At 67.5% G+C, this 26082-nt stretch carries 17 protein-coding genes; 9 read left to right on the top strand and 8 right to left on the bottom strand.

Annotated elements, in window-relative coordinates; all coding sequences use genetic code 11:
* Positions 1–7 precede the first annotated feature (7 nt).
* Positions 8–3532: a S41 family peptidase gene (locus tag MRBLMD1_RS13000; protein ID WP_364400194.1), complete on the top strand. Its 3525-nt coding sequence runs from the start codon at positions 8–10 to the stop codon at positions 3530–3532.
* Between the two features lie 81 nt (positions 3533–3613).
* On the opposite strand, the gene MRBLMD1_RS12995 is transcribed toward MRBLMD1_RS13000, so the two are convergent.
* The 5 genes from MRBLMD1_RS12995 to MRBLMD1_RS12975 all read right to left on the bottom strand — a co-directional run bounded on the left by MRBLMD1_RS12995 (position 3614) and on the right by MRBLMD1_RS12975 (position 9708).
* Positions 3614–4042: an OsmC family protein gene (locus MRBLMD1_RS12995; RefSeq protein ID WP_175319382.1), complete on the bottom strand. Its 429-nt coding sequence runs from the start codon at positions 4040–4042 to the stop codon at positions 3614–3616.
* A 136-nt stretch (positions 4043–4178) separates the two neighbouring features.
* Positions 4179–4532, bottom strand: coding sequence for a hypothetical protein (locus MRBLMD1_RS12990; RefSeq protein WP_255175169.1), 354 nt, complete (start codon positions 4530–4532; stop codon positions 4179–4181).
* Positions 4533–4679: 147 nt separating this feature from the next.
* Positions 4680–6434, bottom strand: a complete 1755-nt coding sequence (sucB, locus tag MRBLMD1_RS12985; RefSeq protein ID WP_364400190.1) for a 2-oxoglutarate dehydrogenase, E2 component, dihydrolipoamide succinyltransferase — start codon at positions 6432–6434, stop codon at positions 4680–4682.
* Between the two features lie 114 nt (positions 6435–6548).
* Entirely contained in the window at positions 6549–7931 is a 1383-nt protein-coding gene (lpdA, locus tag MRBLMD1_RS12980) for a dihydrolipoyl dehydrogenase (protein WP_159632198.1), read from the bottom strand.
* Positions 7932–8184: 253 nt separating this feature from the next.
* Entirely contained in the window at positions 8185–9708 is a 1524-nt protein-coding gene (locus MRBLMD1_RS12975) for a leucyl aminopeptidase (protein WP_364400187.1), read from the bottom strand.
* 256 nt (positions 9709–9964) lie between these two features.
* Here MRBLMD1_RS12975 and MRBLMD1_RS12970 point away from each other — a divergent pair, with 256 nt between their 5' ends.
* From MRBLMD1_RS12970 to MRBLMD1_RS12955, 4 genes are all read left to right on the top strand, one after another.
* The gene (locus tag MRBLMD1_RS12970) at positions 9965–10903 is read left to right on the top strand and encodes a proteasome assembly chaperone family protein (RefSeq protein WP_224025697.1); all 939 of its coding nucleotides are present in this window, start codon (positions 9965–9967) and stop codon (positions 10901–10903) included.
* Between the two features lie 51 nt (positions 10904–10954).
* Entirely contained in the window at positions 10955–12301 is a 1347-nt protein-coding gene (locus tag MRBLMD1_RS12965) for an MFS transporter (RefSeq protein WP_159632195.1), read from the top strand.
* Positions 12302–12404: 103 nt separating this feature from the next.
* Positions 12405–13748 (top strand): DUF4192 family protein, encoded by a 1344-nt coding sequence (locus MRBLMD1_RS12960; protein ID WP_364400182.1) that lies wholly within the window; start codon positions 12405–12407, stop codon positions 13746–13748.
* Between the two features lie 326 nt (positions 13749–14074).
* Positions 14075–15385: an RNA polymerase sigma factor gene (locus tag MRBLMD1_RS12955; RefSeq protein ID WP_159632193.1), complete on the top strand. Its 1311-nt coding sequence runs from the start codon at positions 14075–14077 to the stop codon at positions 15383–15385.
* Between the two features lie 211 nt (positions 15386–15596).
* Here the strand turns inward: MRBLMD1_RS12955 and MRBLMD1_RS12950 are convergent, their stop codons facing one another.
* Positions 15597–15818 (bottom strand): DUF7455 domain-containing protein, encoded by a 222-nt coding sequence (locus MRBLMD1_RS12950; protein ID WP_013600696.1) that lies wholly within the window; start codon positions 15816–15818, stop codon positions 15597–15599.
* 256 nt (positions 15819–16074) lie between these two features.
* Between MRBLMD1_RS12950 and MRBLMD1_RS12945 the strand changes: the two genes are divergently transcribed.
* The gene (locus tag MRBLMD1_RS12945) at positions 16075–18183 is read left to right on the top strand and encodes a DNA gyrase/topoisomerase IV subunit B (RefSeq protein WP_364400179.1); all 2109 of its coding nucleotides are present in this window, start codon (positions 16075–16077) and stop codon (positions 18181–18183) included.
* Between the two features lie 47 nt (positions 18184–18230).
* Here MRBLMD1_RS12945 and MRBLMD1_RS12940 read toward each other — a convergent pair whose 3' ends face one another.
* Positions 18231–19223 carry a M56 family metallopeptidase gene (locus tag MRBLMD1_RS12940; RefSeq protein ID WP_275181045.1) on the bottom strand — a complete coding sequence of 331 codons (993 nt, stop codon included), beginning with the start codon at positions 19221–19223 and terminating at the stop codon, positions 18231–18233.
* A gap of 6 nt (positions 19224–19229) precedes the next feature.
* Positions 19230–19613, bottom strand: a complete 384-nt coding sequence (locus MRBLMD1_RS12935; protein ID WP_018769682.1) for a BlaI/MecI/CopY family transcriptional regulator — start codon at positions 19611–19613, stop codon at positions 19230–19232.
* A 261-nt stretch (positions 19614–19874) separates the two neighbouring features.
* Here MRBLMD1_RS12935 and MRBLMD1_RS12930 point away from each other — a divergent pair, with 261 nt between their 5' ends.
* The 3 genes from MRBLMD1_RS12930 to cydD are packed head-to-tail and all read left to right on the top strand — an operon-like array spanning position 19875 to position 26052.
* Entirely contained in the window at positions 19875–21479 is a 1605-nt protein-coding gene (locus MRBLMD1_RS12930; protein WP_159632190.1) for a cytochrome ubiquinol oxidase subunit I, read from the top strand.
* A gap of 39 nt (positions 21480–21518) precedes the next feature.
* Complete coding sequence (gene cydB / locus MRBLMD1_RS12925; protein WP_159632189.1) at positions 21519–22568, top strand: cytochrome d ubiquinol oxidase subunit II; 1050 nt, start codon at positions 21519–21521, stop codon at positions 22566–22568.
* 1 nt (position 22569) lies between these two features.
* Positions 22570–26052 (top strand): thiol reductant ABC exporter subunit CydD, encoded by a 3483-nt coding sequence (gene cydD, locus MRBLMD1_RS12920; protein ID WP_364400173.1) that lies wholly within the window; start codon positions 22570–22572, stop codon positions 26050–26052.
* Positions 26053–26082 lie beyond the last annotated feature (30 nt).

Genomic DNA, 26082 nt, shown 5'->3' with positions numbered 1-26082 from the left:
TCGAACGATGACCTCTTCGAGCTACTTCCGTTTCCCGCATTTGCACGGCGATCTGGTCACTTTCGTGGCCGAGGATGACGTGTGGATCGCGCCCCTGGACGGCGGCCGCGCCTGGCGTGTTTCCTCGCTCCAGCTTCCTGCCCGCAACCCGCGATTCACCCCGGACGGCAAGCGCCTGGTGTGGACCGTAGTCCAGGGAACGGCGCCGGAGGTAGTGTCCGCACAGGTGGACGGCGGCGGGTACCGGCAGCTCACCTACTTTGGCCACAGCACCACCAAGGTCAAGGGGTTCACCACCAGTGGTTCCGTGGTGGTGACCAGCGCCTTCCGCCAGGCTGAGAGCCGGCACACCCACGCCTACAGCGTTCCGCTCGAGGGCGGCTGGGCCCAGGAGCTCCCGTACGGGCCGGTGGAGTCCGTTGCCTTCGGTCCCGAGGTAGGCGACGAACGCCCTGTAGTGCTGGCCAGCGTGCTCTCCCGTGAGCCGGCGTGGTGGAAGCGCTACCGCGGCGGAACGGCCGGAAAGTTGTGGATCGACCGCGACGGCAACGGCGAGTTCGAACGCCTGCTGCCGGACCTCGACGGCAACCTCACTGATCCGCTGTGGGTGGAGGGCCGGATCGCCTTCCTGTCAGACCACGAGGGCTACGGCAACCTGTATTCGGTGCTTCCCAGCGGCAAGGACCTGCGCCGGCACACCGACCACCAGGACTTCTACGTCCGGCATGCAGCCACGGACGGCAAGCGGGTGATCTTCGAATCCGCAGGCGAACTCTGGGTCCTCCACGGCCTTGCCGCAGACGCGGTCAAGCTCGACATCACCCTCGGCTCCGCCTCACAGACCCGCCGCCCCGCATTGCTCGACGCCGTCAAGCACCTGGGCGCGGTGGCACCGGACACTGCGGGTGCCGCCAGTGCGGTGGAGTCCCACGGCACCATCCACTGGCTGCGGCACAAGGACGGTCCGTCCCGCATCATCGAGGCCACCCCTGGCGTCCGGGGGCGGCTGCCCAGGCCGCTGGGGGACGGCCGCATCGCCTACATCGCCGACCACGACGGTGTGGAAGCACTGCAGATCAAGGACATCGCCGCACCCGTCCCGCACACTGCCGGGAAGGTGGACGCGCCGAACAACACCCCGACTGCTGCGGCCAACGCTTCCGCGGAGGCGGCAGCCACCGGCGGGGAGGACGCGGAAGCGGTCAGCCTTCCCCAGCCTGTTCCGGCGTCCGGCGCCGAGGCGCCGGCGGCCGCCACGGTCCACGTTCTCTCCGATGACGAGCAGCAGGCGGACGTGGCGCCACAGGCCGCAGCACCCGTGGCTGACGCCCAGGCAACCACGGCGGGGCCAGGCATCACCGTCCCGACGCCGTCCCGGGCCAGTTCCCTGGAGGCAAGCCCCAACGGCCACTGGGTTGCCCTCGGGACCTCCTTTGGTGACGTGTTCGTCGTGGACACCCGCAGCGGAGACCTCACACAGGTCGCCAGCATCGGGGAAGGCAGTATCTCGGAACTGGCCTGGTCCGCCGATTCCCGCTGGCTGGCATGGTCGGAGCCTGTCACCTCTTTCGGTTCGCGCAGCCGGCTGCGCCTGGCCACCGTGGACCGGCTCGACGCCGAACCCGTAGATGTCACCGACGGCCGCTTCCGCGACGCCTCCCCGGCCTTCACGCCGGACGGCAAATTCCTTGCCTTCCTGTCCAACCGCAGCTTCGACCCCGTGTACGACGGGCATTCGTTCGACCTTTCCTTCCCCAGCCCCATCAAGCCGTACCTGGTGGCACTGACGGCTGAGACGCCGTCGCCCTTTGGCCCTTCGGTTGATCCCGCGGGCGGGGAACCGGACGCCGGCGCGGACGCAAAATCCACGGACGCAGACGAGGCCGGGGACAATGCCGTGCCTGCCGTCACGGTGGACGCGGAGGGCCTGGCCCACCGCGTGATCGGCGTTCCCGTGCCGCAGGGCAACTACAGCTCGCTGAAGGCCGTTGACGGGGCACTCCTCTGGCTCGACTCCGTCCTGGCGGGCGTCACCGGCGACGGAAAGGCCAGCCAGGAGGACAAGGACGCCCGTCCCAGCCTTGTCCGGTACGACATCGCCCGGCGCAAGCAGGCAACCCTGGTGGACTCCGTGGACAGCTACCGCCTCTCCGGCGACCGCAGCAAAGTGGTGATCGTTGCCGACAAGCAGGTGACCGTGGTTCCGTCGGACGCCAAGGCGGATGAGGAATCCGGCAAGGTGGTCAAGGTGGACCTGGGCCGGATCCGTGTCCTGATGGATCCGCTGAGCGTCTGGGGACAGGCTTTCGACGAGGCCTGGCGCCTGCAGCGCGACTTCTTCTGGACCGAGGACATGGCCGGCCAGGACTGGGAGTCCATCCACACCCGTTACCGGCCCCTGGTGGAACGGCTGGGGTCCCACGACGACCTGGTGGACCTGCTGTGGGAACTGCACGGCGAACTGGGAACCTCCCACGCCTACGTGCGCCCCGCCGCCGTCACCGAACGCGGCAGCCGCGGACAAGGCAGGCTCGGCGCCGACCTCACGCACACCGCCCGCGGCTGGGAGATCACCCGCATCCTGGCGGGCGAGTCCTCTGACCCGCTGGCCACCTCCCCGCTTACCCGGCCGGGCGTCGGCGCCAAGGCGGGGGACATCCTGCTGGCCGTCGACGGCGTCCCGCTGTCCGAAAACATCACACCCGCCATGCAGCTGGTCGGGGTCGCTGCCGGCCGCGCCGTGGAGCTTACCCTTCTCAACGGGCCCGGGCATGGCGGTGCTGAAGGCACCCAGCGCCGGGTCGCCGTCGTGCCTGTCAAGGATGAGGAGCGCCTGCGGTACCAGGAATGGGTGGCGGGCAACCGGCGGACCGTCCGGGAGGCGTCGAACGGAACCTTCGGCTACCTGCACATTCCGGACATGATGGCCAACGGCTGGGCCCAGCTGCACCGGGACCTGGACACGGAAACCGCGTTCGATGGCCTGATCGTCGACGTGCGCCGCAACCGTGGGGGACACACCTCGCAGCTTGTCGCTGAACTCATCGGCCGCAAGGTGACGGGATGGAGCATGCCGCGCGGGGAGAAGCCACGCACCTACCCGCACCACGCGCCGAGGGGGCCCGTGATCATCCTTGCGGACGAATTTGCCGGGTCCGACGGCGACATCATCACCCAGGTCTCGAAACTGCGCGGCATCGGCCCGGTGATCGGAACCCGCACCTGGGGCGGTGTTGTTGGCATCGACAACCGCTTCACGCTGGCGGACGGCACCGGCGTCACGCAGCCCCGCTACGCGAACTGGTTCAGCGGCGGCGTGGGCTGGAGCGTGGAAAACTACGGCGTCGATCCGGACATCGAGGTGACTTACCCGCCGCACGCCTATGCTGCCGGACGGGATCCCCAGCTGGAGTACGGCATCGGTGCACTGAAGGAAATGATCCAGGAACTGCCCACTGACCGGCCTCCGGCCCGCTCGGGCTACCGGAAACTGTTGCCTGCTCCGCTGCCGGCGCGCCGGCACGACGGCTGACCTCACCGGCAACAACAAAGGCCCTGCCCTTCCGGAATTCCGGAGGGGCAGGGCCTTTGGCGTTGTGCGGGGCCTTGCGGCCTAGGACTGCAGCGTGGCGTCGAGGGTGATCTCGATTCCGGCCAGGGCCTGGGACACAGGGCAGCCCTTCTTGGCGGCCTCGGCAATGCGCTGGAAGTCTTCTTCAGAGATGCCCGGAATGCGGGCATTGAGGGTCAGGTGGCTGCCGGTGATGCCGGTGCCCGGCTGGAAACCGACCTCTGACTTCGTGTTGACCTCTTCGGGAGTGAAGCCTGCCTGGCTGAGCTCGTGGCTGAAGGCCATGGAGAAGCATGCCGAGTGGGCAGCGGCGATCAGCTCTTCCGGGCTGGTCTTTCCGCCGGCAGCCTCAGTGCGCGCCTTCCAGGTGACATCGAAGGTGCCCAGGCCGGAGCTGTCCAGGGTGGTGTTCCCCGAGCCCTCGGTCAGGCTTCCGGTCCATACGGTGTGGGCGTTGCGTGTTGTAGCCATGTCTCTCCTCAACGTCGATTCGGTCCGGGTCCGGCAGCATGGCCGGGCCCACCGTTTCCCATCCTAGGGACCCGGCCCCTCTGGTGCACGGATTGTCCGCTCTCAGAGGATTATGACCGGGTGCCCGGTGGGCGGGTTACTGCCAGATGGTGGCGATGGCGATATTAACCAGTGCCAGGCCGCCGACGCCGTGGGCGAGCCCGGTGGAGACGGGCTGCCCGTTCTTGACCTTGCGGGTTCCGATCACGGCCAGGACCGCAACCACGACAGCGATGACGAACTTGATGCCCAGCTTGGCGTAGTTGGGATCCTTGTCCGGCAGGAACGGAAGGATGCCCATCATGGCGATGCCGGTGAGCAGCTGCAGGAAGGCGCCATCACGCTGGCGCGGGTGCACGGTGGGGGTCCGCATCGTGGCGATCCAGTAGCCCACGATCATGGCCGCGCCCACCACATGCAGGAAAACCAGGATGTTAAAGAGGATAGTCATGGCTCCAGCTTAGCCAGTCAGTTCTACAGCCTGTAGCAAAGCCACGCTGCCAACCTGTGCCGGGTGCGCGTTAAACAACGACGGCGGCGCGCGCCGCCGGTGGTTATCCCACCGTTGGCACCCGCCGCCGTCGTTCGTGGCTGGCTGCTACAGTCCCAGATCCGCTTCGAATGCGCCTTCTTCAAGGCGTGCCTTCAGGGTCTGGAGGAACCGGCCTGCGTCAGCACCGTCCACCAGGCGGTGGTCGTAGGTCAGCGATAGGTACATCATGGAGCGGATGGCGATGGAATCGTCACCGTTTTCGTCAGCAACCACAACGGGGCGCTTGACGATGGCGCCGGTGCCCAGGATGCCCACCTGAGGCTGGTTGATGATCGGGGTGTCGAACAGGGCGCCCACCGAACCGATGTTGGTGATGCTGAAGGTGCCACCGGACAGTTCGTCCGGACCGATCTTGCCATCGCGGGTACGCGAAGCAACGTCGGCGATCTTGCCGGCCAGTCCGGCGAGGTTCAGGTTGCCGGCGTCGGAGATGACCGGAACCAGCAGGCCCTTGTCAGTGTCGACGGCGATCGCCAGGTGCTCGGCGTTGTGGTAGGTGATTTCCTGCTTGTCTTCGTCGTATGCAGCGTTGAGCTTGGGGTGCTGCTTCAGGGCCTCGGCCACTGCCTTGGCGATGAAGGGCAGGAAGGTCAGCTTGGTGCCGTTCTGTGCCTGGAAGGAGTTCTTGGCACGGGCGCGCAGCTTGGCGACCTTGGTCATGTCCACTTCGTGCACCTGCGTGAGCTGCGTGGAGACCTCGAGGGACTCGCGCATGCGGCGGGCGATGACCTGGCGGATGCGGGGAGCCTTCTGGGTGGTTCCGCGCAGCGATGAGGCAGCTGCACCCGACGCGGCCGGGGCAGAAGCGGCAGCGGCTGCAGCCGGAGCCGCTGCGGGAGCGGCCTTGGCTTCGGCGGCGGCAATGACGTCCTGCTTGCGGATGCGGCCGCCGACACCGGTGCCGGACAGCGAGGAAATGTCCACGCCGTGCTGGTTTGCCAGCTTGCGGACCAGGGGAGTGACGTAGCCGGATTCAGAACCCGCGGCCGGCGCGGCTTCCTGGGCTGCCGGGGCAGCCTGCGGGGCGGGCGCCGGAGCTGCGGCGGGGGCCGGTGCTGCCGCCGGAGCGGGAGTCTCCTGCTTGGGGGCCTCCTGATTGGGAGCTTCCTGCTTGGGGGCTTCCTGCTGGGGAGCTGCGGGCGCAGCCTGCGGAGCCGAGGCAGCGGCAGCGGGGGCGCCGGAGCCGATAACGGCAAGTACGGAACCAACCTCGGCGGTCTCGTCCTCGTTGACCCGGATTTCCTGCAGCGTGCCGGCAACGGGGGAGGGGATCTCGGTGTCAACCTTGTCGGTGGAAACCTCGAGCAGGGGCTCGTCGACCTCGACGGAGTCGCCTACGGCCTTGAGCCAGCGGGTGACGGTGCCTTCGGTGACGCTCTCACCCAGTGCGGGGAGGGTTACTTCGTGGCTTTCGCCGCCGGCAGCCGGAGCTTCCTGGGCGGGCGCTTCCTGGGCAGGTGCTTCCTGTGCGGGCGCTGCTTCAGCGGGGGCTTCCTGTGCGGGAGCCTCCTGTGCCGGAGCGGCCGCGGGAGCTTCTTCGGCCGGGGCGGAACCGCCGCCGGAGCCGTCACCGATGCGCACCAGCGGTGCGCCTACCTCGGCGGTCTCATCTTCAGCGACCAGGATTTCTTCAATCACGCCAGCTACAGGAGAGGGGATTTCAGTGTCTACTTTGTCGGTGGAGACTTCGAGCAGCGGCTCGTCCACCTCTACCCGGTCACCTACCTGCTTAAGCCAGCGGGTGACGGTTCCTTCGGTGACACTCTCACCGAGGGCGGGCAAGTTAACGGATTCAGACATGTCGTCCCCGTTCTCCTTATTGATCTTTAGTGCGAATGATTGCTGCCTTGTTGGAAGCCTAGTGCACCCGGTCTGCGCGACCGGGTGCACCAGGCCTGGTAATGCTGGTGGGAACTAGCCGTGCAGCGGCTTGCCGGCCAGCGCCAGGTGCGCTTCGCCGAGGGCTTCGTTCTGGGTGGGGTGGGCGTGCAGCAACTGCGCCACATCCTCGGGGTATGCTTCCCAGTTCACGATCAGCTGGGCCTCGCCCACCTGCTCGCCCATGCGGGCGCCGATCATGTGGACGCCCACCACGGGGCCGTCCTTCTGGCGGACCAGCTTGACCAGGCCGGAGGTGCCCAGGATGGAGCTCTTGCCGTTGCCGGCCAGGTTGTATTCCTGGGTCTGGACCTGGTCGTCGCCGAACTTTTCCTTGGCAGCCTTCTCGGTGTAGCCAACGGTGGCGATTTCGGGCTCGGAGTAGGTGACCTTGGGGATGTTGATGTCCTCGACCACAACAGGCTTCAGGCCGGCGATTTCCTCGGCCACGAAGATGCCCTGCTGGTAGCCGCGGTGGGCCAGCTGCACGCCGGGGACGATGTCGCCGACGGCGTAGATGTTGCCGACGCCGGTGTGGAGGCGCTCGTTGGTGATGACGAAGCCGCGGTCGATGGTGACGCCGGCTTCCTCGTAGCCCAGGTTGGCCGTGACGGGGCCGCGGCCGACGGCGACGAGCAGCAGGTCTGCTTCGAACGTCTTGCCGTCCACCAGGGTGACCTTGACGCCGTCGTCGTTCTGCTCCACGCCCTGGAAGAAGACGCCGGTGGAGAACTTGATGCCGCGCTTCTTGAAGGCACGCTCGAAGTTCTTGATGATGGTGGCGTCCTCGTTGGGAACGAGGGAGGGCAGGCCTTCAACGATGGTGACGTCCACGCCGAACGACTTCCAGACCGAGGCGAATTCGACGCCGATGACGCCGCCGCCCAGGATGATGGCGCTCTTGGGGATGTAGTCCATGGTCAGCGCCTGGTCGGAGGTGATGACCTTGCCGCCGATTTCGAGGCCCGGAAGGGTGCGCGAGTAGGAGCCGGTGGCCAGGACGATGTTCTTGCCCTTGTAGGCGGTGCCGTTCACCACGACGGTGTCGGTGCCCTGGAGCTTGCCTTCACCCTCGATGACGGTGATGCCCTTGGACTTGATGAGACCCTGCAGGCCCTTGTACTTGCCGGCGATGATGCCGTCCTTGTACGCGTTGACGGCGTTGATGTCGATGCCGTCGAGGGTGACGTTCACGCCGTACTTGGCGGAATCACGGGCGTGGTCGGCCAGCTCTGCGGAGTGCAGCAGGGCCTTGGTGGGGATGCAGCCGTTGTGGAGGCAGGTGCCGCCCAGCTTGCCCTTCTCCACGAGGCCGACAGTGAGGCCGAGCTGTACCGCACGCAGCGCTGCAGCGTATCCGCCGCTGCCGCCACCGAGTACCAGGATGTCGAATTCTTGCGCAGTTGCCTGATCGGCCACTAAAACGCTCCCTCGCGTGAACGATGACGCGATCAGCGCGCATCATCTGGTCTTGGAACTTGCACTGCCGTGATTATGTCAGCAGGGCAACTCTCTTGCATTTGTGACTACCGTGGTTCACCTTAGCGAACCACCTATCCATGCTCCACCTTGGCACTGCGTTTGTGGAGCGCTTGTGTCCAGTGTCACGCGGCTCTGTGGCACAGGGATCACCTGGCCGCAGAGCCGCGTGGCACCGGGGCTGCAGCCGTTCTCAGGCGGCGGCCAGGATGTCCTCCACGTAGGCCACCAGGGTACGGACGGTGCATCCGGTGCCCTGCTTGTGCGTGTAGCCGTACGGGCTGCCGTTGTTAAAGGACGGTCCTGCAATGTCGATGTGCGCCCAGGGGATCTGTTCGCCTGCCTTGTCCTTACCCACGAATTCGCGCAGGAACACGGCTGCCGTCATCATGCCGCCATGCCGTTCGCCGATGTTGGCCAGGTCTGCCACCTGGGAATCGAGCGTGGGGCGCAGTTCCTCCGGCAGGGGCATGGGCCACACCAGTTCACCGGCACGGTCAGCCGCTGCCTTGAGCGCCCCCGTGACGCTGTCCGAGCCCATGATCCCCGCGGTGCGGTTCCCCAGCGCGATCAGCTGCGCGCCGGTGAGGGTGGCGACGTCGATGATGGCGTCAGGGTATTCGCGGCTGGCAGCGACGATGCCGTCCGCCATGACCAGCCGGCCTTCCGCATCGGTGTTGAGCACCTCCACCGTCTTGCCGCCGAACATGGTCAGTACGTCCGCGGGGCGTGAGGCGCCACCGCCGGGCATGTTTTCCGCGATGCAGAGCCAGGCGGTCGCCTTCACCGGCAGGCCCAGTCCGGCGAGGGCCAGGACAGTGTTAAGGACGACGGCGGCGCCCGCCATGTCGCTCTTCATGTCACCCATGTTTAGGGCAGGCTTGAGCGAGATTCCGCCGGTGTCGAACGTGATGCCCTTGCCGACGAGGGCGATCTTGGCGGTGGCCTTGGCGGGGGCGTACTCGACCTTGACCAGGCGGGGCTGGCGCGTGGAGCCCTTGCCCACGCCCATGATTCCGCCGAAGCCTTCCTTCTCAAGGCGCTTTTCATCCCAGACCGTCACCTTGACGGGCAGGCCCTTGGCCAGTTCCTTGGCGGCCTCCGCGAAAGATTCCGGGTAGAGGTGGCTGGGCGGCGTGTTGACGAGGGAGCGGGTGTGGTTCACGGCCTTGGCAACGTGCCCGGCACGCTTGAGGGCCGCGTCCAGGTCCGCGCTGGCCGCCAGTTCGGTGAAAATCACGGCGTTGCGGACAGGATCCTTCAGCCCGTCAGTCGAGGAACGGAACTCGGTGAAGGAATAGGCGCCCAGTGCGGCACCTTCCGCGACCGCCGCGACGTCCTGCACCCCGGCGGTGGGGAATGCCAGGGTAACCGTGGCCAGGCCGGCCAGCTGCCGGACGGCGGACCCCGCTGCCCGGCGGAGCGACTCGCCCGTGAGCGTTCCGGCGGCGGGAACCTTGCCGACGCCGGCGAGGACCAGGATGCCTGCCCCGGTTTCGGGCAGGCCCGGCAGGCGGACCAGCTGGTCGGCAGCACCGGTCACCCCAAGTGCCTTGAGCGAGTCCGCGAGTGCCTCCGCGGACTTCGCCGTCAACGGGTTGTCCAGAAGGACCGGGCCATCGGCTCCCTGCCCCACCCCGATGACCACTGCGTCGCTGGGGCTCTTCTTAAGGTCCCGCGAGACGGTACTAAGGTTGACTTCAGTATTCTTGACCACAGGGATGAGTCCTCAATTCTCGAAATGTTCGGGCAGGGATGCATGTTGGGCGCTCTGCCATGGTGGCCCGGATCCGGCCGTTCCGGACGGTCCCGGGGTGGATGCAAGCCCGCCTGGCAGGCCAGTTCCGATCGTAGCCCTTACGCGGTGCCGCCGAAGAATTTCCTGAGAGGTGCGCCACACCTGCCGGCGGAATGCCCGGTGCGCCTGCCGCGTTATGAATGATGTCCACCCGCACCCCTGAAAGGAACATGCCGTGCTTGAACGGATTTCCGGCTCCCTGCTGGACCCCGACGCGCTCTATGCCAGCAACATTGAGCTGTTCCACAGCCCTGAACTCCAGGGGCTGAACATGGTCATGGGTTTCACCGGGTTTGCCGACGCCGGCCACGTGGTGAAGCAGATCAACGCCGAACTGCTGGACTCCCTCGACGCGCAGCCCGTTGCGGTCTTCGACGCGGACCAGCTGATCGACTACCGGTCCCGGCGGCCGCACCTGAGCTTCGTCGAAGACCACATCCAGGACTACCAGGAGCCCCGGCTGGCCCTCTACCGGCTGGTGGATGGCCTGGGGAAGCCCTTCCTCCTCCTGGCCGGCTTCGAACCCGACCTGCAGTGGGAACGGTTCGCCCGCGCCGTCGTGAACATCGTGGAGAAGCTCGACGTCAACCTGGTCACCTGGATCCACTCCATTCCCATGCCCGTGCCGCACACCCGCCCGGTAGGCGTGACCGTGCACGGAAACCGGCCCGAGCTGATCGAAGGCATCTCCGTCTGGAAGCCCACCGTTGAAGTTCCTGCCGCTGTGGGCCACATCCTGGAACTCCGCCTTGTTGAGGCGGGACGCAATGTTGCCGGATACGTCATCCATGTCCCGCACTACCTGGCCGAAGCCGAGTACCCCACCGCCGCCGTCGCCGGCCTGGAATACCTGGGCGCTGCGACGTCCCTCATGCTGCCCACTGACCGGCTCCGCGAATCGGGCCGCGAGGTCAGCCGCCAGATCGCCGAACAGATCGAGGCGTCCGAGGAAGTCCAGCAGGTGGTTTCCCGCCTCGAAACCCGGTACGACGAGAAGGCGGACGGCATGGTGCGCCGGTCGCTGCTGGCCAACGAGAACGACGAGCTTCCCGACGCCGACGACCTCGGTGCCGCCGTGGAGGCCTACCTGGCCAGGGAGAACCCCGGGCAGTAGCGCGGCGTCACAGCATCCGGGGTGCACGCACGCGCCGGGCATAATGAAGTGGTGACTGCACCCCGCGCCTGGCTTATCTGGACCATTGGAATTTTCGGGTACCTGGTGGCCGTGGCGCAGCGGACCTCATTCGGCGTGGTGGGACTCGAGGCCACGGAGCGGTTCCACGCCAGCGCGTCCGCCATCTCCTTCTTTACCGTCCTGCAGCTGCTGGTCTACGCCGGTCTCCAGATCCCCGTAGGCCTGCTGGTGGACAGATTCGGATCGCGGGCCATGATCGCCGGCGGCGCGGTCCTGATGGGACTCGGGCAGCTGCAGCTGGCCTTTGCCGACAGCATTCCGGGGGGCGTCCTGGGCCGCGTCCTGGTGGGAGCCGGAGATGCCATGACCTTCATTTCGGTGATCCGGCTGATTCCGCTGTGGTTCGCTCCCGCCCGCGTTCCCCTGGTCACCCAGCTGACCGGCATGTCCGGCCAGTTGGGGCAGCTGTTCAGTGTCCTGCCCTTCGCGCTGGTCCTGCATCTCTCCGGCTGGACCCCCGCGTTCCTGATGCTGGCGGGGATGTCCGCCCTCGCCGTCGTACTGGTCGTCCTGCTGCTGCAGGACGCTCCACCGGGCACCGAAAGGCCGCACGCGCGGCAGGGCCTCCGGGCGACCGGAGCGTCGCTGGCCCGAGCGTGGCGCCAGCCCGGCACCCGCCTGGGCATGTGGAGCCACTTCACCATCCAGTTTTCCGGCACCGTGTTTGCCATGACCTGGGGCTATCCGTTCCTGATCTCCGGCCAGGGCCTGGACGCCGGAACCGTCGCCGCCCTCATGGCGCTCTACGTCGCTGCCGCCATGGCGGTGGGCCCTTTCATTGGGCGCTTCGTTTCGCGGCACCCCCTGCGGCGTTCCACCATGGTCCTGCTGATCGCCGGCGGGACCGCCGCAGCCTGGGCCGCCGTGCTGCTGTTGCCCGGCCGCGCTCCGCTGTGGCTGTTGGCCGGCCTGGTGGTGGTGCTGGCAATCGGCGGCCCGGGATCGATGATCGGCTTCGACTTCGCCCGGACCTTCAACCCGGCGCACCGGATCGGCACCGCCACCGGGATCGTCAACGTTGGCGGCTTCATCGCGGCACTGGTGTCCATATTCCTGATCGGCCTGGTGCTCGACGTCCTCTACGCCTCCGGCTTCTCGCAGGGGGTGCTGTACGGACTGGATCCCTTCCGGTTGGCATTGAGCGTCCAGTTCCTGCTCCTGGCTTTTGGTGCCGCCGCCATCCTGGCCTGCCGGCGGAAGGTACGGCGGCAGATGGCCGACCAGGGGATTGTGGTGCCGCCACTGCGCAGCGCCCTGGCCCGGCAGCGCCGGGAAAGCCTGGCGCGCCGCCGCCAGACAACGCCTACGGACGACTGACTGCTCCTGCACAGGCCGGGTTTTGACCGCCCGGGGGCAGACTTGTCCACTTACGCGGGGAATCGCCTTACGGAAGGCCGGAGTCCGGGCGAAAGCTGGAGCCATGACAGCTTCAGAACGATTAACAGTCCGCGGTCCGGAAGACATCCTTGGCTTCATCCCACACTCACTGGGATATTGGCCCGTCTCCAGCCTGGTAGCCATGACGCTGCACGGCACCAGGCTCGGCGCCACGCTGCGGCTCGACCTTCCCGGACGGGACATCCAGGCAGCCCCGGCCGGTTTTGCCCGCGCCGTCCGCCGCTACCTCGAGGCAGACCGGGACGCTGACGGCTCGTTGCTGGCCGTTTTCACCAGCGACGCCGGGATGGTTCGGCCGTCCGCCTACGAGCACCTGATCTCTGCGGTCCAGTCAGCCCTTGCCGACGGTGGAATGCCCGTGCGCGATGCCTGGTTTGTGGGAGACCGTTACTGGCGCGACGCGTCATGCACCGATCCTTCGTGCTGCCCGGTTCCGGGGCGCCCCGTACAGCAGATCAGGGACAGCCTGCTGAACGCTGAGATGGTGTACCGGGGCAGCAGCGTTGGCCCGGCTCCCCGGACAGGCCGCGGCCCGGCGACGGCGGTCCCCGCCATGCATCTGGCCGCCGTCCTTGAGGCACAGGCCACCTGGGAGGAGGAGCTTGGCGGCAGGTCCGGATGCAGGGCACAGTTCAATGCCGTGCTCGACTTCTGGGAACTGCTGCTGGACCGGTCCCAGGCGGGGCCGTGGATGCCCGACGTTAAGCGCGACGCTTTCCTGCGTGCCACGCTGCTCTGTCCCACCTGGCGCGATGCTGTGCTGGTCATGGCAGCGGCCGGCCGCAGCGCTGCGGAAGCCGGAGCCGAACAGTTTGGAGTCCTTCAGGATGCGGGTGCGGACGGCGGCGCAGCCGCAGTGGTGCCGCTGCCTCTGTTGCCTCCGGTGAACTTCCCGGGCCGCCGGGCACCGGGGAACGGCATGCGGGACGAACCTGCCGGCACGCCTGACCCGGCTGCCATACCCCGGCGGTTGCGCCTGGTGCAGGGCGCCCGGGGCCCTTCCGGCCCCACGCCAGCCGGATACGGCGAGGTCCTGATGGGCCTGGCGCCGGACGTTCCCGACTGGGAGTGCATGGACGCGCTGGACCGGGTCCTTGGGCAATTGGCTGTGCTGGGCGGCCGTCCGGCCGTTGCCGCGCTGACCCTTCAGGGCTGGGTTTCATGGTGCCGGGGCCGCGGATCCTATTCGGCCGCCTATCTGGGCCAGGCCCTTGAACTTGAACCGGACTACCGGCTTGCTGAGCTGTTGCTGGACCTCGTGGGCAGGGGAACACTGTGCGGCTGGGCTGCGCGGAAGGATGCTGCATGGCAGAAGTTCCGGGAGGAAAGCCCGGAGGAAGGTGCGGGGGAGCAGGCTGGCGGGTAGGAGGCCCTGGACGCGGAGGGCAGGCGCAGGCGGAGGTCTGGACACAAGCCAGGCTTTGGCGGCCCATGGCGTGTCAGCGGGAACGGATAACGGCTGGGGAGGCCCGATCCGGGCAAATCATGAGACAATGGATGCCGAGACCCGGTTGGGTCCGTGTATCGAGTGCTTGTAACCGTCCCCGCGAGGGAACATTACAGCCGCTTCGGGAGTTGTCTTAAGTGACTCTGCCGGCCGTGGTGGCGCTTGGTTTTCATCACGGACTTGACAGGGTCATAGTGGTGTTGCCCGTATGGTGATTCCACAGACCACCGCTAGAAAGGTTTTCTGTGACCCCGTCTTCCACGAAGAAGGATTCCGCCGCCCAGGACGTCTTGTCCCCTGAGGAGAAGCAGGCCGCGACCAACGCCAAGCGGGCAGCCACGCGGGCTGCCAACAAGGCTTCGGCCGGCGAGGCTGGAGCGGACGGCAAGCGTGAGCCCAAGAAGCGTGGGCCCAAGCCCGGCGCCAAGGCTGCAGCAGCGGCCGCTGGAAAGTCCGGTGACGTTGACACGGACGAGGTCGAAGAAGTCGAGGAAGACCTCGACGACATCGTCCTCGAAGGTGCGGACGCAGTTGAGGATGCCGACGCTGAACCCGTCAAGGGTGCCGCCGGCAGCGGCAAGGGCTTCGTCTACTCTGACGCCGACGACGATGACGCCCCGGTGCAGCAGGTCATGTCCGCCGGTGCCACCGCGGACCCCGTCAAGGACTACCTGAAGCAGATCGGCAAGGTGGCACTGCTCAACGCGGAGCAGGAAGTGGACCTTGCGCTGCGGATCGAAGCCGGGCTGTTTGCCGAGGAGAAGATCGCCGCTGACGACGGATCCATGGATCCCAAGTACAAGCGGGAGCTCGAGTTCATCATCCACGACGGCAAGCGCGCCAAGAACCACCTGCTGGAGGCCAACCTGCGCCTGGTGGTCTCGCTGGCCAAGCGCTACACCGGCCGCGGCATGCTCTTCCTGGACCTGATCCAGGAAGGCAACCTGGGCCTGATCCGCGCCGTGGAGAAGTTCGACTACACCAAGGGCTTCAAGTTCTCCACCTACGCCACCTGGTGGATCCGCCAGGCCATTACCCGCGCCATGGCCGACCAGGCCCGCACCATCCGTATCCCGGTGCACATGGTTGAGGTCATCAACAAGCTGGCACGTGTCCAGCGCCAGATGCTGCAGGACCTGGGCCGCGAACCCACGCCCGAGGAGCTGGCACTGGAACTGGACATGACCCCGGAAAAGGTTGTAGAAGTCCAGAAGTACGGCCGCGAACCGATTTCGCTCCACACCCCCCTCGGTGAGGACGGCGATTCCGAGTTCGGTGACCTGATCGAGGACTCTGAGGCCGTTGTCCCGGCCGATGCCGTGAGCTTCACGCTCCTGCAGGAGCAGCTGCACTCGGTGCTGGATACCCTTTCCGAGCGCGAGGCCGGCGTCGTCGCCATGCGGTTCGGCCTGACGGATGGACAGCCGAAGACTTTAGACGAAATCGGAAAGGTCTATGGCGTCACCCGCGAGCGGATCCGCCAGATCGAATCGAAGACCATGTCCAAGCTCCGCCACCCGTCCAGGTCGCAGGTGCTGCGGGACTACCTGGACTAAACCCTTCGCAGGGCCGAACAGGGGCCGTCCCGGATCCACTGAAAAGTGGGTCCGGGACGGCCCCTGTTAGTTTTAGGTTCTGTCGTCTCCGGGCTGGCACGCGGTCCTGTTGCGCTATGGGCCGGCCCAGTCCAGCTCTGCGTCCTTAAACGCCTGCGGGACCCTTCCGTGTGGAAGAGTCCCGCAGGGTTCGTTGTTACCGATGCCTCATCTAGTCGATTTCAACGGCAGCTTTCTCGTGAAGCTTTCCCGTCTCGTCGTGCCAGTCGGAGCTCAACGGCTTGAGCGTCGCCTCGACTGCACGGGCGTGGTGGCCGCAGAACAACAGCTCACCGCCGGAGGACTCGAGTACAACCCGGACATATGCCTGAGCTCCGCAACGGTCGCACCGGTCCAGTGCATTCAGCGTGCGGTCTGCCACTGCTGTTGTCATATCGGCCTCCTTAGTAGATCAGTACATCTATATAACCAGCATTCGTATCCAAACCATCGCAAGGATGGGGCAAGTTCGCTGTGCGCGTATCCGCAAGGTTCCGTCAAGAACTGCCCAGTTCCGCCCGTCACCAAGGCCCGTGGCGTGCCGCACACCCGCCCGCGGGTGTGGCAGACGGCTGTGGCCGCTGCCGCCGACTATTCTGGAAGGTGCGGTCCCAGCGCCGCGTCGACGTCCCTGAAGGAGTTCATCACCAGTGGCACCCAGCTCTGAGTACACCGCCCGGCACCTCTCCGTCCTGGAAGGCCTTGAAGCCGTCCGCAAGCGCCCGGGCATGTACATCGGTTCGACCGACTCGCGCGGCCTCATGCACTGCCTCTGGGAAATCATCGACAACTCCGTGGACGAGGCCCTGGCCGGATTCGGCCACGACATCCGCATCATCCTCCACGCGGACAACTCCGTGGAAATCCACGACGACGGCCGCGGCATCCCCATCGACAAGGAGCCCAAGACGGGCCTCACCGGCGTCGAAGTGGTGTTCACCAAGCTCCACGCCGGCGGCAAGTTCGGCGGCGGCTCCTACACCGCGTCCGGCGGCCTGCACGGCGTGGGCGCCTCAGTGGTCAACGCCCTGTCCTCGCGGCTGGACGTCGAGGTGGACCGGGGTGGCAAGACGTACCGCATGTCCTTTCGCCGCGGCGAACCCGGCCGCTTCAAGGACACCGGTTCCCGCCTCGACCCGGCAGCACCGTTCACGCCGTTCGTCAACGACTCCGTCCTGGACGTGGTGGGGAAGGCCAAGCGCGGCGTCACCGGGACCAGGGTCCGCTACTGGGCGGACCGGCAGATCTTCACCCCAGACGCCAAGTTCTCCTACGAGGACCTCGTTGCCCGTGCCCGCCAGACCTCCTTCCTGGTGCCCGGCCTCAAGCTCACCGTGCGGGACGAGCGCAAGGTCCCCGGAACCCCGGGCGAGGCCGGCCCCCACGAAGAGGTCTTCCACCACGACGGCGGCATTTCCGAATTCGTCGAGTTCCTCGCCGCGGACCCGGCCGTCACCGACGTCTGGCGGCTGCACGGCGCAGGAAAGTTCAAGGAAACGGTCCCGGTCCTTGACGAACGCGGCCACAGCCAGCTGGCCGAGGTGGAGCGCGACTGCGAGGTGGACGTGGCGCTCCGCTGGGGGATCGGCTACGACAGCACCGTGCGGAGCTTCGTTAACATCATCGCCACCCCGAAGGGCGGAACGCACCAGTCAGGGTTCGAACAGGCCCTGATCAAGACCTTCCGCAAAGCCGTGGAGGCCAATGCCCGCAAGCTCAAGGCCGGCAACGACAAGATCGAAAAAGACGACATCTTCGCCGGCCTGACCGCCGTGCTGACCGTCCGGCTCGCCGAACCCCAGTTCGAGGGCCAGACCAAGGAGATCCTGGGCACCAGCGCCGTACGCGCCATCGTGGCCAAGGTGGTGGAGCGCGAAATCTCCGCCAAAATGTCCTCCAGCAACCGGAACGACAAGGCCCAGTCGGCACTGCTGCTGGAAAAGATCGTCAACGAGATGAAGTCCCGCATCTCGGCCCGCGTGCACAAGGAGACCCAACGGCGCAAGAACGCGCTGGAAACCTCCTCGATGCCCACCAAGCTCGCTGACTGCCGGACGGACGACGTCGAACGTTCCGAACTCTTCATCGTGGAAGGTGACTCCGCGCTGGGCACGGCCAAGCTGGCGCGCTCCTCCGACTTCCAGGCCCTGCTGCCCATCCGCGGCAAGATCCTCAACGTCCAAAAGGCATCGGTGGGGGACATGCTCTCCAACGCGGAGTGTGCAGCCCTGATCCAGGTGGTCGGGGCAGGCTCCGGCCGCAGCTTCGACATCAGCGCAGCGCGCTACGGCAAGGTCATCCTCATGACCGACGCCGACGTGGACGGTGCCCACATCCGGACGCTGCTGCTGACCCTCTTCTTCCGGTACATGCGGCCCATGATCCTTGAAGGCAGGGTGTTCGCCGCGGTCCCTCCGCTGCACCGGGTGGAAGTCATCAACGCCGGGCAGAAGGCCAATGAAATGATCTACACCTACTCCGAGGCCGAGCTCCACGTGCTCCTGGCCCGCCTGGCCAAGGAAGGCAAGCGGTACAAGGAACCGATCCAGCGCTACAAGGGCCTGGGGGAGATGGACGCCGAGCAGCTGGCCGAGACCACCATGGATCCGCGGCACCGCACCCTGCGCAAGGTGGGAATCGAAAACGCCCAGCAGGCCGAAGAGATCTTCGACCTGCTGATGGGCTCGGACGTTTCCCCGCGCAAGGACTTCATCATTGCCGGCGCATCCAGCCTGGACCGGGAGCGCATCGACGCCTGACCGCCGGCGGCGTCAGTCTGTGGCCGGGCAGGTCTGTGCGGCCGGCTTCAGCCGAGCAGCCCGGGGACAACAAGCAGTGCGGTGGGCAGCGCCAGGAGCAGCGCGCAGCCGGCCATGACCGCACTGCGGACGGCCGCCGGAAGCTGGGGCTGCGGCGTCAGGAGGCGGCTGACCCTGGAGGCCGCGGTCCGGACGGCGTCCGAGCCCGGCCCGCCCGATGCTGCCTCAAGCCCGGACAGGGCCAGCGTGGGGGAGGACGGCCGGATGTCTGTGGTGCCCGCATTGCCTGCAGAGCCGCTGGCCACAATGGCGATGGCCTTGATCAGGGTCGCTTTGCTCTCGGTCCGGAGCGCGACGTCGTCGGCCAGCATTTCGATCAGCGAATTCACCGACTCCTGCGCCAGCCGGGTGGTGGGCAGCCATGGAAGGGCCTGCCGCCAGGCTGCGAAGGCCCACAGGAGCAGGTGGTGCCGCTGGCTCAGGTGGGCGTTTTCGTGGATCAGGACGGCACGCAGTTCGGCCGGTTCAAGGGCCGCCATCAGGCCGTCCGACAGGACGGTCACCGAGCGTGCGCCGCCCGGGAGGCAGTAGGCCACAGGGGAATCGTGGTTGATGACGAGCGTTCCGGCGCCCTGGGCCGAGGGCGAGGCGAGGAGGGCGAGCAGTTCCCGGTGCCGGCGCCGCTGCCGCTGGATTTTGTAATACGTCAGCAGCAGCGTGAAGACCAGGTGGGCCGTGAGCAGTGCGGCAGCGGACAGCGCAAAGATATGCCAGAACCCCAGTGCCGTGGTGGGGGCATTGAAAAGCACCATGCCGGCAAGGGCGCGCAGCCCCGCGATGAGGTTGTCACCAACAGGTTCCAGGCCGTAGACCAGCATGGCGCCGATCATGGAAAGCCCACCTGCGAGCGCGATTGCCTGCCACAGCAGCATGGCCGTGAAGGGCGACCTGGCCGGCCACTGGGCCCGTGACAGGAGGATTGGCACCGGCCAGGCCAGGATTATCGCAAGGACCGCCAGCAGGTATGAGGCCCAGAACATGGTGTGTTAGAGGTGACCCAGCAGTTTGCGCAGCGTCTCGGCTTCACCTTCGGAGACAGACCCGATGAAGCGGGCCAGGACGGCCTCGCGGTCCGGGGCTGACCCAAGGACCTCATGCATGAGCTCGGCGGTGTGGTCAGCACGGCTGGACACTGCCTGGTACCGGTGCGGGCGGGTTCCGCGTTCGCGCTCAACCAGCCCTTTCTTCTCCAGGCGGGAAAGTACGGTAAGCACCGTCGTGACGGCCAGTTCCTTGCCTTCGTGGCCCGGACCGCCCTGTGCAGCCGACGTGCGCGCCAGCTGGTCCCTCAGGGTATTGGCCGTAGCCGCTTCCTGGCCCGCCCAGAGCAGGTCCATCACTGCCCGTTCCAGTTCACCAAGACTAGCCATTTCACTTTTCCTTTATTTCCCCGCACCGTGCGCTGTGAGGCGCCCGGTGACGACACGCGGTTGTTCAACTACACAACTAAATTTACCCCGAAACCGTCGAACGTTCTACATCGGGTAGAACATCTGGCGCGCCGCGTCCCGGTGGGCGATCCTTAGGGAGGGTGATCGGTTTTCGCCCGCCGTCGACCATGTTCTACACTTTGTAGAAGTTACAGTTCTACGAAGCGTAGAAAACTGCATTGGCTAACAGTAGGGACTGCCATGGACGCCTTGGAAATCGCACGCTGGCAATTCGGTATCACCACGGTTTACCACTTCATGATGGTGCCGCTGACCATTGGCCTGGGCCTGGTGGTCGCCGTGATCCAGACGGCCTGGTACCGCACCGGCAAGCCCGAGTACCTGCGCATGACCAAGTTCTGGGGAAAGCTGTTCCTCATCAACTTCATCATGGGCGTTGCCACGGGCATCGTGCAGGAGTTCCAGTTCGGCATGGCCTGGAGCGAGTACAGCCGCTTCGTCGGTGACGTCTTCGGCGCACCGCTGGCCCTCGAGGCACTCCTGGCCTTCTTCGTCGAGTCCACCTTCCTGGGCCTCTGGATCTTCGGCTGGAAGCAGCTCAAGCCCGCCATCCACCTGGCCTGCCTCTGGGTGGCCGTTATAGGATCAGCACTTTCCGCCTACTTCATCATCGTGGCCAACAGCTGGATGCAGCACCCGGTGGGCGTGGAAATGATCAACGGCCGGCCCGTCATGACCGACGCCTGGGCAGTATTCACCAACAACACCGCCCTCGTCGCCGTCCCGCACACCCTGTTCGGCGCCCTCGCCGTGGCAGGCGGATTCCTCCTGGGCATTGCCTGGTACCACCTGTGGCGCAGGCGGCACGACGGCATTGACACCGTGGGCGCCGACGGCCGCGTCATCCCCGGTGAAGACGCCCGCATCCCCGGCCGCGACCGCACCGACCACAGCGTGTGGATCCGGTCCCTGCGCATCGGCGCCGTGGTGGCCATGATCTCCTTCGCCGGCACCGCGGTCACCGGTGACCTGCAGGGCAAGCTCATGTTCCAGCAGCAGCCCATGAAGATGGCCGCCGCGGAGGCCGCCTGCCACGACGGCACCGGGTTCTCCGTCCTGAGCATCGGCAACGTGGGATCCAAGAACTGCGACGACGTGGTGGCCGTGATCGAAGTCCCCGGCATCCTGTCCTTCCTGGCCAAGGGCGACTTCACCACCGAGGTCCAGGGCGTCAACAGCCTGCTGCCCGAGTACAAGGCCAACTACGGAACCCACCTGCCGGACAATCCCATCTACGGCGAACGCGCCGGCCAGGAAATCCAGTACGTCCCCGTCATGGAAGTCACTTACTGGGGCTTCCGGATGATGATCGGCTTCGGCGGACTCGCCGCCCTGGCGGCACTGGTGGCACTCTGGCTCACCCGCAAGGGGACGGTGCCCGAAGCACGGTGGCTCATGCGGCTGGCCGTGTTCGGCATCCTGGCACCCTTCGGCGCCAACGCCGCCGGCTGGATCTTCACCGAGATGGGCCGCCAGCCGTTCGTGGTTGCGCCCAACCCGGATCCCAGCGGCATTGACCAGGTGTTCATGTTCACCGCAGCCGCCGTGTCACCGGGTGTCTCCGCAGGGGAACTGATCGCCTCCCTGGTGGCCCTGACCGCCGTGTACGCCGTCCTGCTGGTGGTGGAAGTGAAACTGCTGGTCAAGTACATCCGCGGCGGCGTGGTCTCCGCGATGCCGGAACTCGCCCATGCACCCGCGGACGAAAACGAGGACCAGACGCCCGGCCCAGGCGGCAACGGGGACACCAAGCCCGCCGACGACGTCCTGGCCTTCGCCTACTAACCGCATCCGGCTCCAAAGACCGAGCAGAGGAAACACACAATGGAACTGCTGCCTACCATCTGGTTCATCGCCATCGCGGTGCTGTGGACCGGCTACCTCTTCCTGGAGGGCTTCGACCTGGGCGTCGGGATGCTGATGAAGCTCTTCGCCCGCAACAACACCGAACGCCGCGTGCTCCTGAACACCATCGGGCCCGTCTGGGACGGCAACGAGGTGTGGCTGCTGACTGCAGGCGGTGCCACCTTCGCCGCCTTCCCGCTCTGGTACGCGTCCTTGTTCTCCGCGCTCTACCTGCCGCTGCTGGTGGTCCTGCTGGCCCTGATCTTCCGTGCCGTGGCGTTCGAATACCGCGGCAAGGTGGACACCGACAGCTGGCGGAACCGTTGGGACTGGGCCATCGCGCTGGGCTCCTTCTTCGCCGCCTTCGGCGTGGGGGCCGCCCTGGCCCTCACCACCACCGGCCTGCCGCTGAACGCCAACGGCGACCGCGAGGGCGGCCCCATGGCCTGGTTCAGCGGCTACGCCCTTCTTGGCGGCGTGGCGGTGGTGGGGTTCTCCCTCCTGCACGCCTTGGCCTTCCTGGCCCTCAAGACCGATGGGGACGTTCGGCACCGGGCCCGCCAGTGGTTCGTGCGGCTCCTGCCGGTCCTGCTCCTGCCCATCGCGGCATGGGCACTCGCCATCCAGTTCATGGACGGCAAGCCCTGGACCTGGGCCGCCGTCGTCCTGGCCGTTGGCGCCGCCGTCGCTGCTTGGCTGCTGGCCCGGAGGGGCTCTGAAGGCAGGGCCTTCCTGGCCCTCGGCGGCTTCCTGGTGCTGGGCACCACCGCCATCTTCGGCGCCGTGTTCCCCGTGGTGCTGCCCTCCACGCTGGACAGCGCCTTCGACCTCACCATCTCCAACGCATCCTCCTCGGACTACACCCTGGGACTGATGAGCATCGTGGCGGCATTCGGCCTTCCCCTGGTGATTGCGTACCAGGCATGGACCTACTGGGTGTTCCGCCGCCGGGTGAGCGCCGCGCACATCCCGGAAGCCCACAGCTTCCTCCCGGCGGTCGCCGCCAGGGCCTTCACCACCAAGGGCTGACGTGCGCCCAACTTTTCCCGCCGGTCCGTCCACCCGCTCAGCGATCTATTGGCTGGGACTCCTGGCCGCGCTCAAGGCGCTGTCCCTGGTCCTCATCGGGCAGGCAGTGGCCTCCGTCCTGGCGGGACTGGTTGCCGGGAACCCGGAGTGGGGGAGCCAGCTGACCGCCGGACTTGCCGGCGTCGTCCTCCGCTCCCTGACCGTGTGGGGCCAGGCCGTCGCTGCACGCCGCGCGGCGCTGGGCGTGAAGGAGGAGCTTCGCGCTGAGCTGCTGGAGCGCGCCCTGCGCACCGGTGTGCGCGGATCCGGCCCCGGCGACGGCGGCCTGGCGGTCCTCGCCACCCGCGGCCTGGACGCCCTGGACAGCTACTACACCCAGTTCCTTCCCGCACTGGTCAACTGCGCGGCCGTTCCGCTGCTGCTGGGGGCCCGGATTCTCTTCGCGGACTGGGTGAGTGCGCTGGTCATCGTGCTGACGGTGCCGCTGATCCCGGTGTTCATGGTGCTGATCGGCCGGTACACCGAGGACAGCGTGCGGCAGGCCCAGGCGTCGCTGGCACGGCTCTCGGCGCACATGCTGGAGCTGGCCAAGGGCCTGCCGGTCCTGGTGGGGCTGGGACGTGCCACCGCCCAACGCAAGGCCCTTGAAGAGATTTCGGAGGAATACCGCTCGCGCACCATGGGCACTTTGCGCACCGCGTTCCTGTCCGCGCTGGCCCTGGAACTTATCGCCACCATTTCGGTGGCAGTGGTGGCCGTCTTCATTGGCGTCCGGCTGGTCCATGGTGACATGCCGCTGGAGGCCGGCCTGCTGGCGCTCATCCTGGCGCCGGACTGCTACCTTCCGCTGCGCGAACTTGGCACCGCCCACCACGCCAGCGACGACGGCAGGGTGGCGCTCGCCGCAACAGCATCCGTGACCGGGGCTCCCGAGGCTGCACCCCTGCCCGCTGCCAAGGCCGGCAGGCCCGGCGCTCCCTTGGAGGTCACCGGACTCACCGTGACGTATGCCGGCCGGTCCGGAGCCGCCGTCGGGCCCCTCACGTTCACCGCACCGCAGGACAGGATTACCGCCCTGGACGGCCCCAGCGGCGCCGGCAAGAGCACCGTCCTGGGCGTTCTCGCCGGAACGGTCGGCGACGGCGGCGGGACCAGTATTACCGGGTCCATCAGCGGACTGGACCGCCGCGCGATGGCCTGGGTGCCGCAGCACCCCGTCATGGTGGCCGGAACCGTCCTGGACGAGGTGCTGCTCTACCTCTCACCGGACCCCGGGCATGGCCCGGACAGGTTCACCACGGAAGAGGCTGCGCGCCGCTGCCTGGAACGCGCCGGCGCCGGGCACCTGGCAGCAAAGCACCAGGCGGAACTGAGCCCGGGCGAGCTGCGCCGGGTCGCACTGGCCCGCGGCCTGGCCCGGATCGAGGCCGGCGCCACCCTCCTGCTGCTCGACGAACCCACCGCACACCTCGATGACGCGTCCGCCGTGATCGTCGAGGACGCCATCCGCCGGCTCCGTGGCCAGGTCACCGTGATCCTGGTGGCCCACAACCAGCGCACCCGGCAGCTGGCGGACCTGCTGGTGCCGGTGGCGCCGGCGCCGGGGGCCGACGCCGTAGCCCACCAGGAGGGTGCTGCTGCCGCGTTGCTGCCCGCCACCATGCCGGCCACCCTTCCTGCCGGCCCGGCAGGAGTCCGCGCGGCAGACGAGGGGGCACCGGACGTCGCTTCCACGGACCTCCCCGCCACACGAAACCCGGCCGCGGGCGCCCCCGCACAGGCTGCCCCCGGCGCCGCCCGCCTCCTGGCCGCCCTCCTGGCACCGGTCCGGGGCAAGTTCGCCGCAGCGGCCTTCGTCGGCACCCTGGCAGCCGTCTTCGCCGTCGCGCTTTCCGGCCTGTCCGGCTGGCTCATCATCCGGGCCAGCGAACAACCACCCATCCTGTACCTCCTGACCGCCATCGTCGGCGTCCGGTTCTTCGGCATTGGCCGGGCTGTGTTCCGCTACTGGGAACGGCTGCTGCTGCACGATGCCGTGTTCGCCGCACTCACCCGCCTCCGCGGCCGTCTCTGGGAGTCGCTGAGCCGCAGGGCCCTGTCGCTGCGCCGGCTCCTGCAGGGCGGCAACGTGCTGGGAACGGTGATCGACGACGTCGATACCGTCCGGGACCTCCTGCCGCGCGTGGTCCTGCCGCCCGTCACGGCGCTCGCGGTGTCCATCCTGGCCGTGGCAGCCACAGGCATCCTGGTGCCGGACGCCCTTCCCGCCGTGGTGGGAGCTGCAATTGCCGGGCTGCTGCTGGCACCTGCCGCCGCCCTGTGGGGCGACCGCAAATCCGCCGCCGCCGAACAATCCCTGCGGTCCGGCGTCCTGCGCCGCGTCACCGCCGCCCTCGATGCCCGGGCCGAACTGCACGCCAACGGCGTGGCGCCGCGCGTGCTTGACGCCCTGCTGGCGGAGGACCGCCAGGCCACGCGCGCATCGCAGCGCTCTGCCTGGGCCGACGGGCTGGGACATGGCGTCGCCACCGCGGCCTGCGGCACGGCAGCCCTGGCGGCCGCGTGGCTGGCCGCCCCAGGCGTCATCTCGGCCCAGGTGGCCCCGGCGACGGCGGCCGTGGTGGTCCTGCTGGTGCTCGCGCTGGTGGAACCCTACGCGGCGATGACGACGGCGGTGCGCCAGTACCCCGCGCTGCGTTCCGTCCTGCGCCGGGTGGGGGAGTCCGGGGCCCTTGACGGGGGCGGGATCCCTGACGGAGGCCGGACCCCTGGCGGCGGAGAAACCCCCGAGGGCCTGCAGCCTGTTCCCGCCAGGGCCGGGAATGCACCAGGCGTTGAACTGGTGGGTCTGGCCGCGGCATGGCCGGGCGGCTCTCCGGTCTTCTCCGGCGTGGATGCCGTGGCAGTCCCGGGACGTTGGCTGGCGGTCACCGGACCGTCCGGTTCCGGCAAATCCACGCTGCTCTCGGTGCTGCTGGGCTTCCTGCCACCGGCATCCGGCCAGGTCCTGGTCACCGGCCGGGCTGCCTGGTGCCCCCAGGAAGCCCACCTGTTCGATTCCACCATCCGGGGAAACCTGCTGCTGGGACGGCCCGCCACCAACGGCGCGACTCCGGCAGGGGACCACGACCTGGAGGCCGTCCTGGCCGCCGTCGGACTCTCCGCGCTGGTGGGCCGGCTGCCGGCGGGGCTGGACACCCGGATCGGGCCCGGCGGTGCCTTCCTGAGCGGCGGCGAGCGCCAGCGCCTGGCGGTAGCGCGGACCCTGCTGACGGGCGCGGAAGTGATCCTGCTGGATGAACCCACCGCCCACCTCGATGCCGGATCCGCGGCCGCCATGCTGGCCGACCTGCGCGCCGGACTGCGGGACCGCACCGTGGTGCTGGTGACGCACAACCCGGCTGACATCCACGCCGGCGACGCCCGGCTGGAGCTTTCAACCTCCGCCGGACAGCCCCGGGGATCCCTGGCGCCCTCGCGCTGAGCGTTGCCGGATGCGCTTCGCCGCGCCGGC

The sequence above is a fragment of the Pseudarthrobacter sp. LMD1-1-1.1 genome (assembly GCF_040676255.1).
GTDB lineage: Bacteria > Actinomycetota > Actinomycetes > Actinomycetales > Micrococcaceae > Arthrobacter.
Note: the sequence above shows the minus strand (reverse complement) of the source record. Positions and strands in the feature narration are given on the sequence as shown.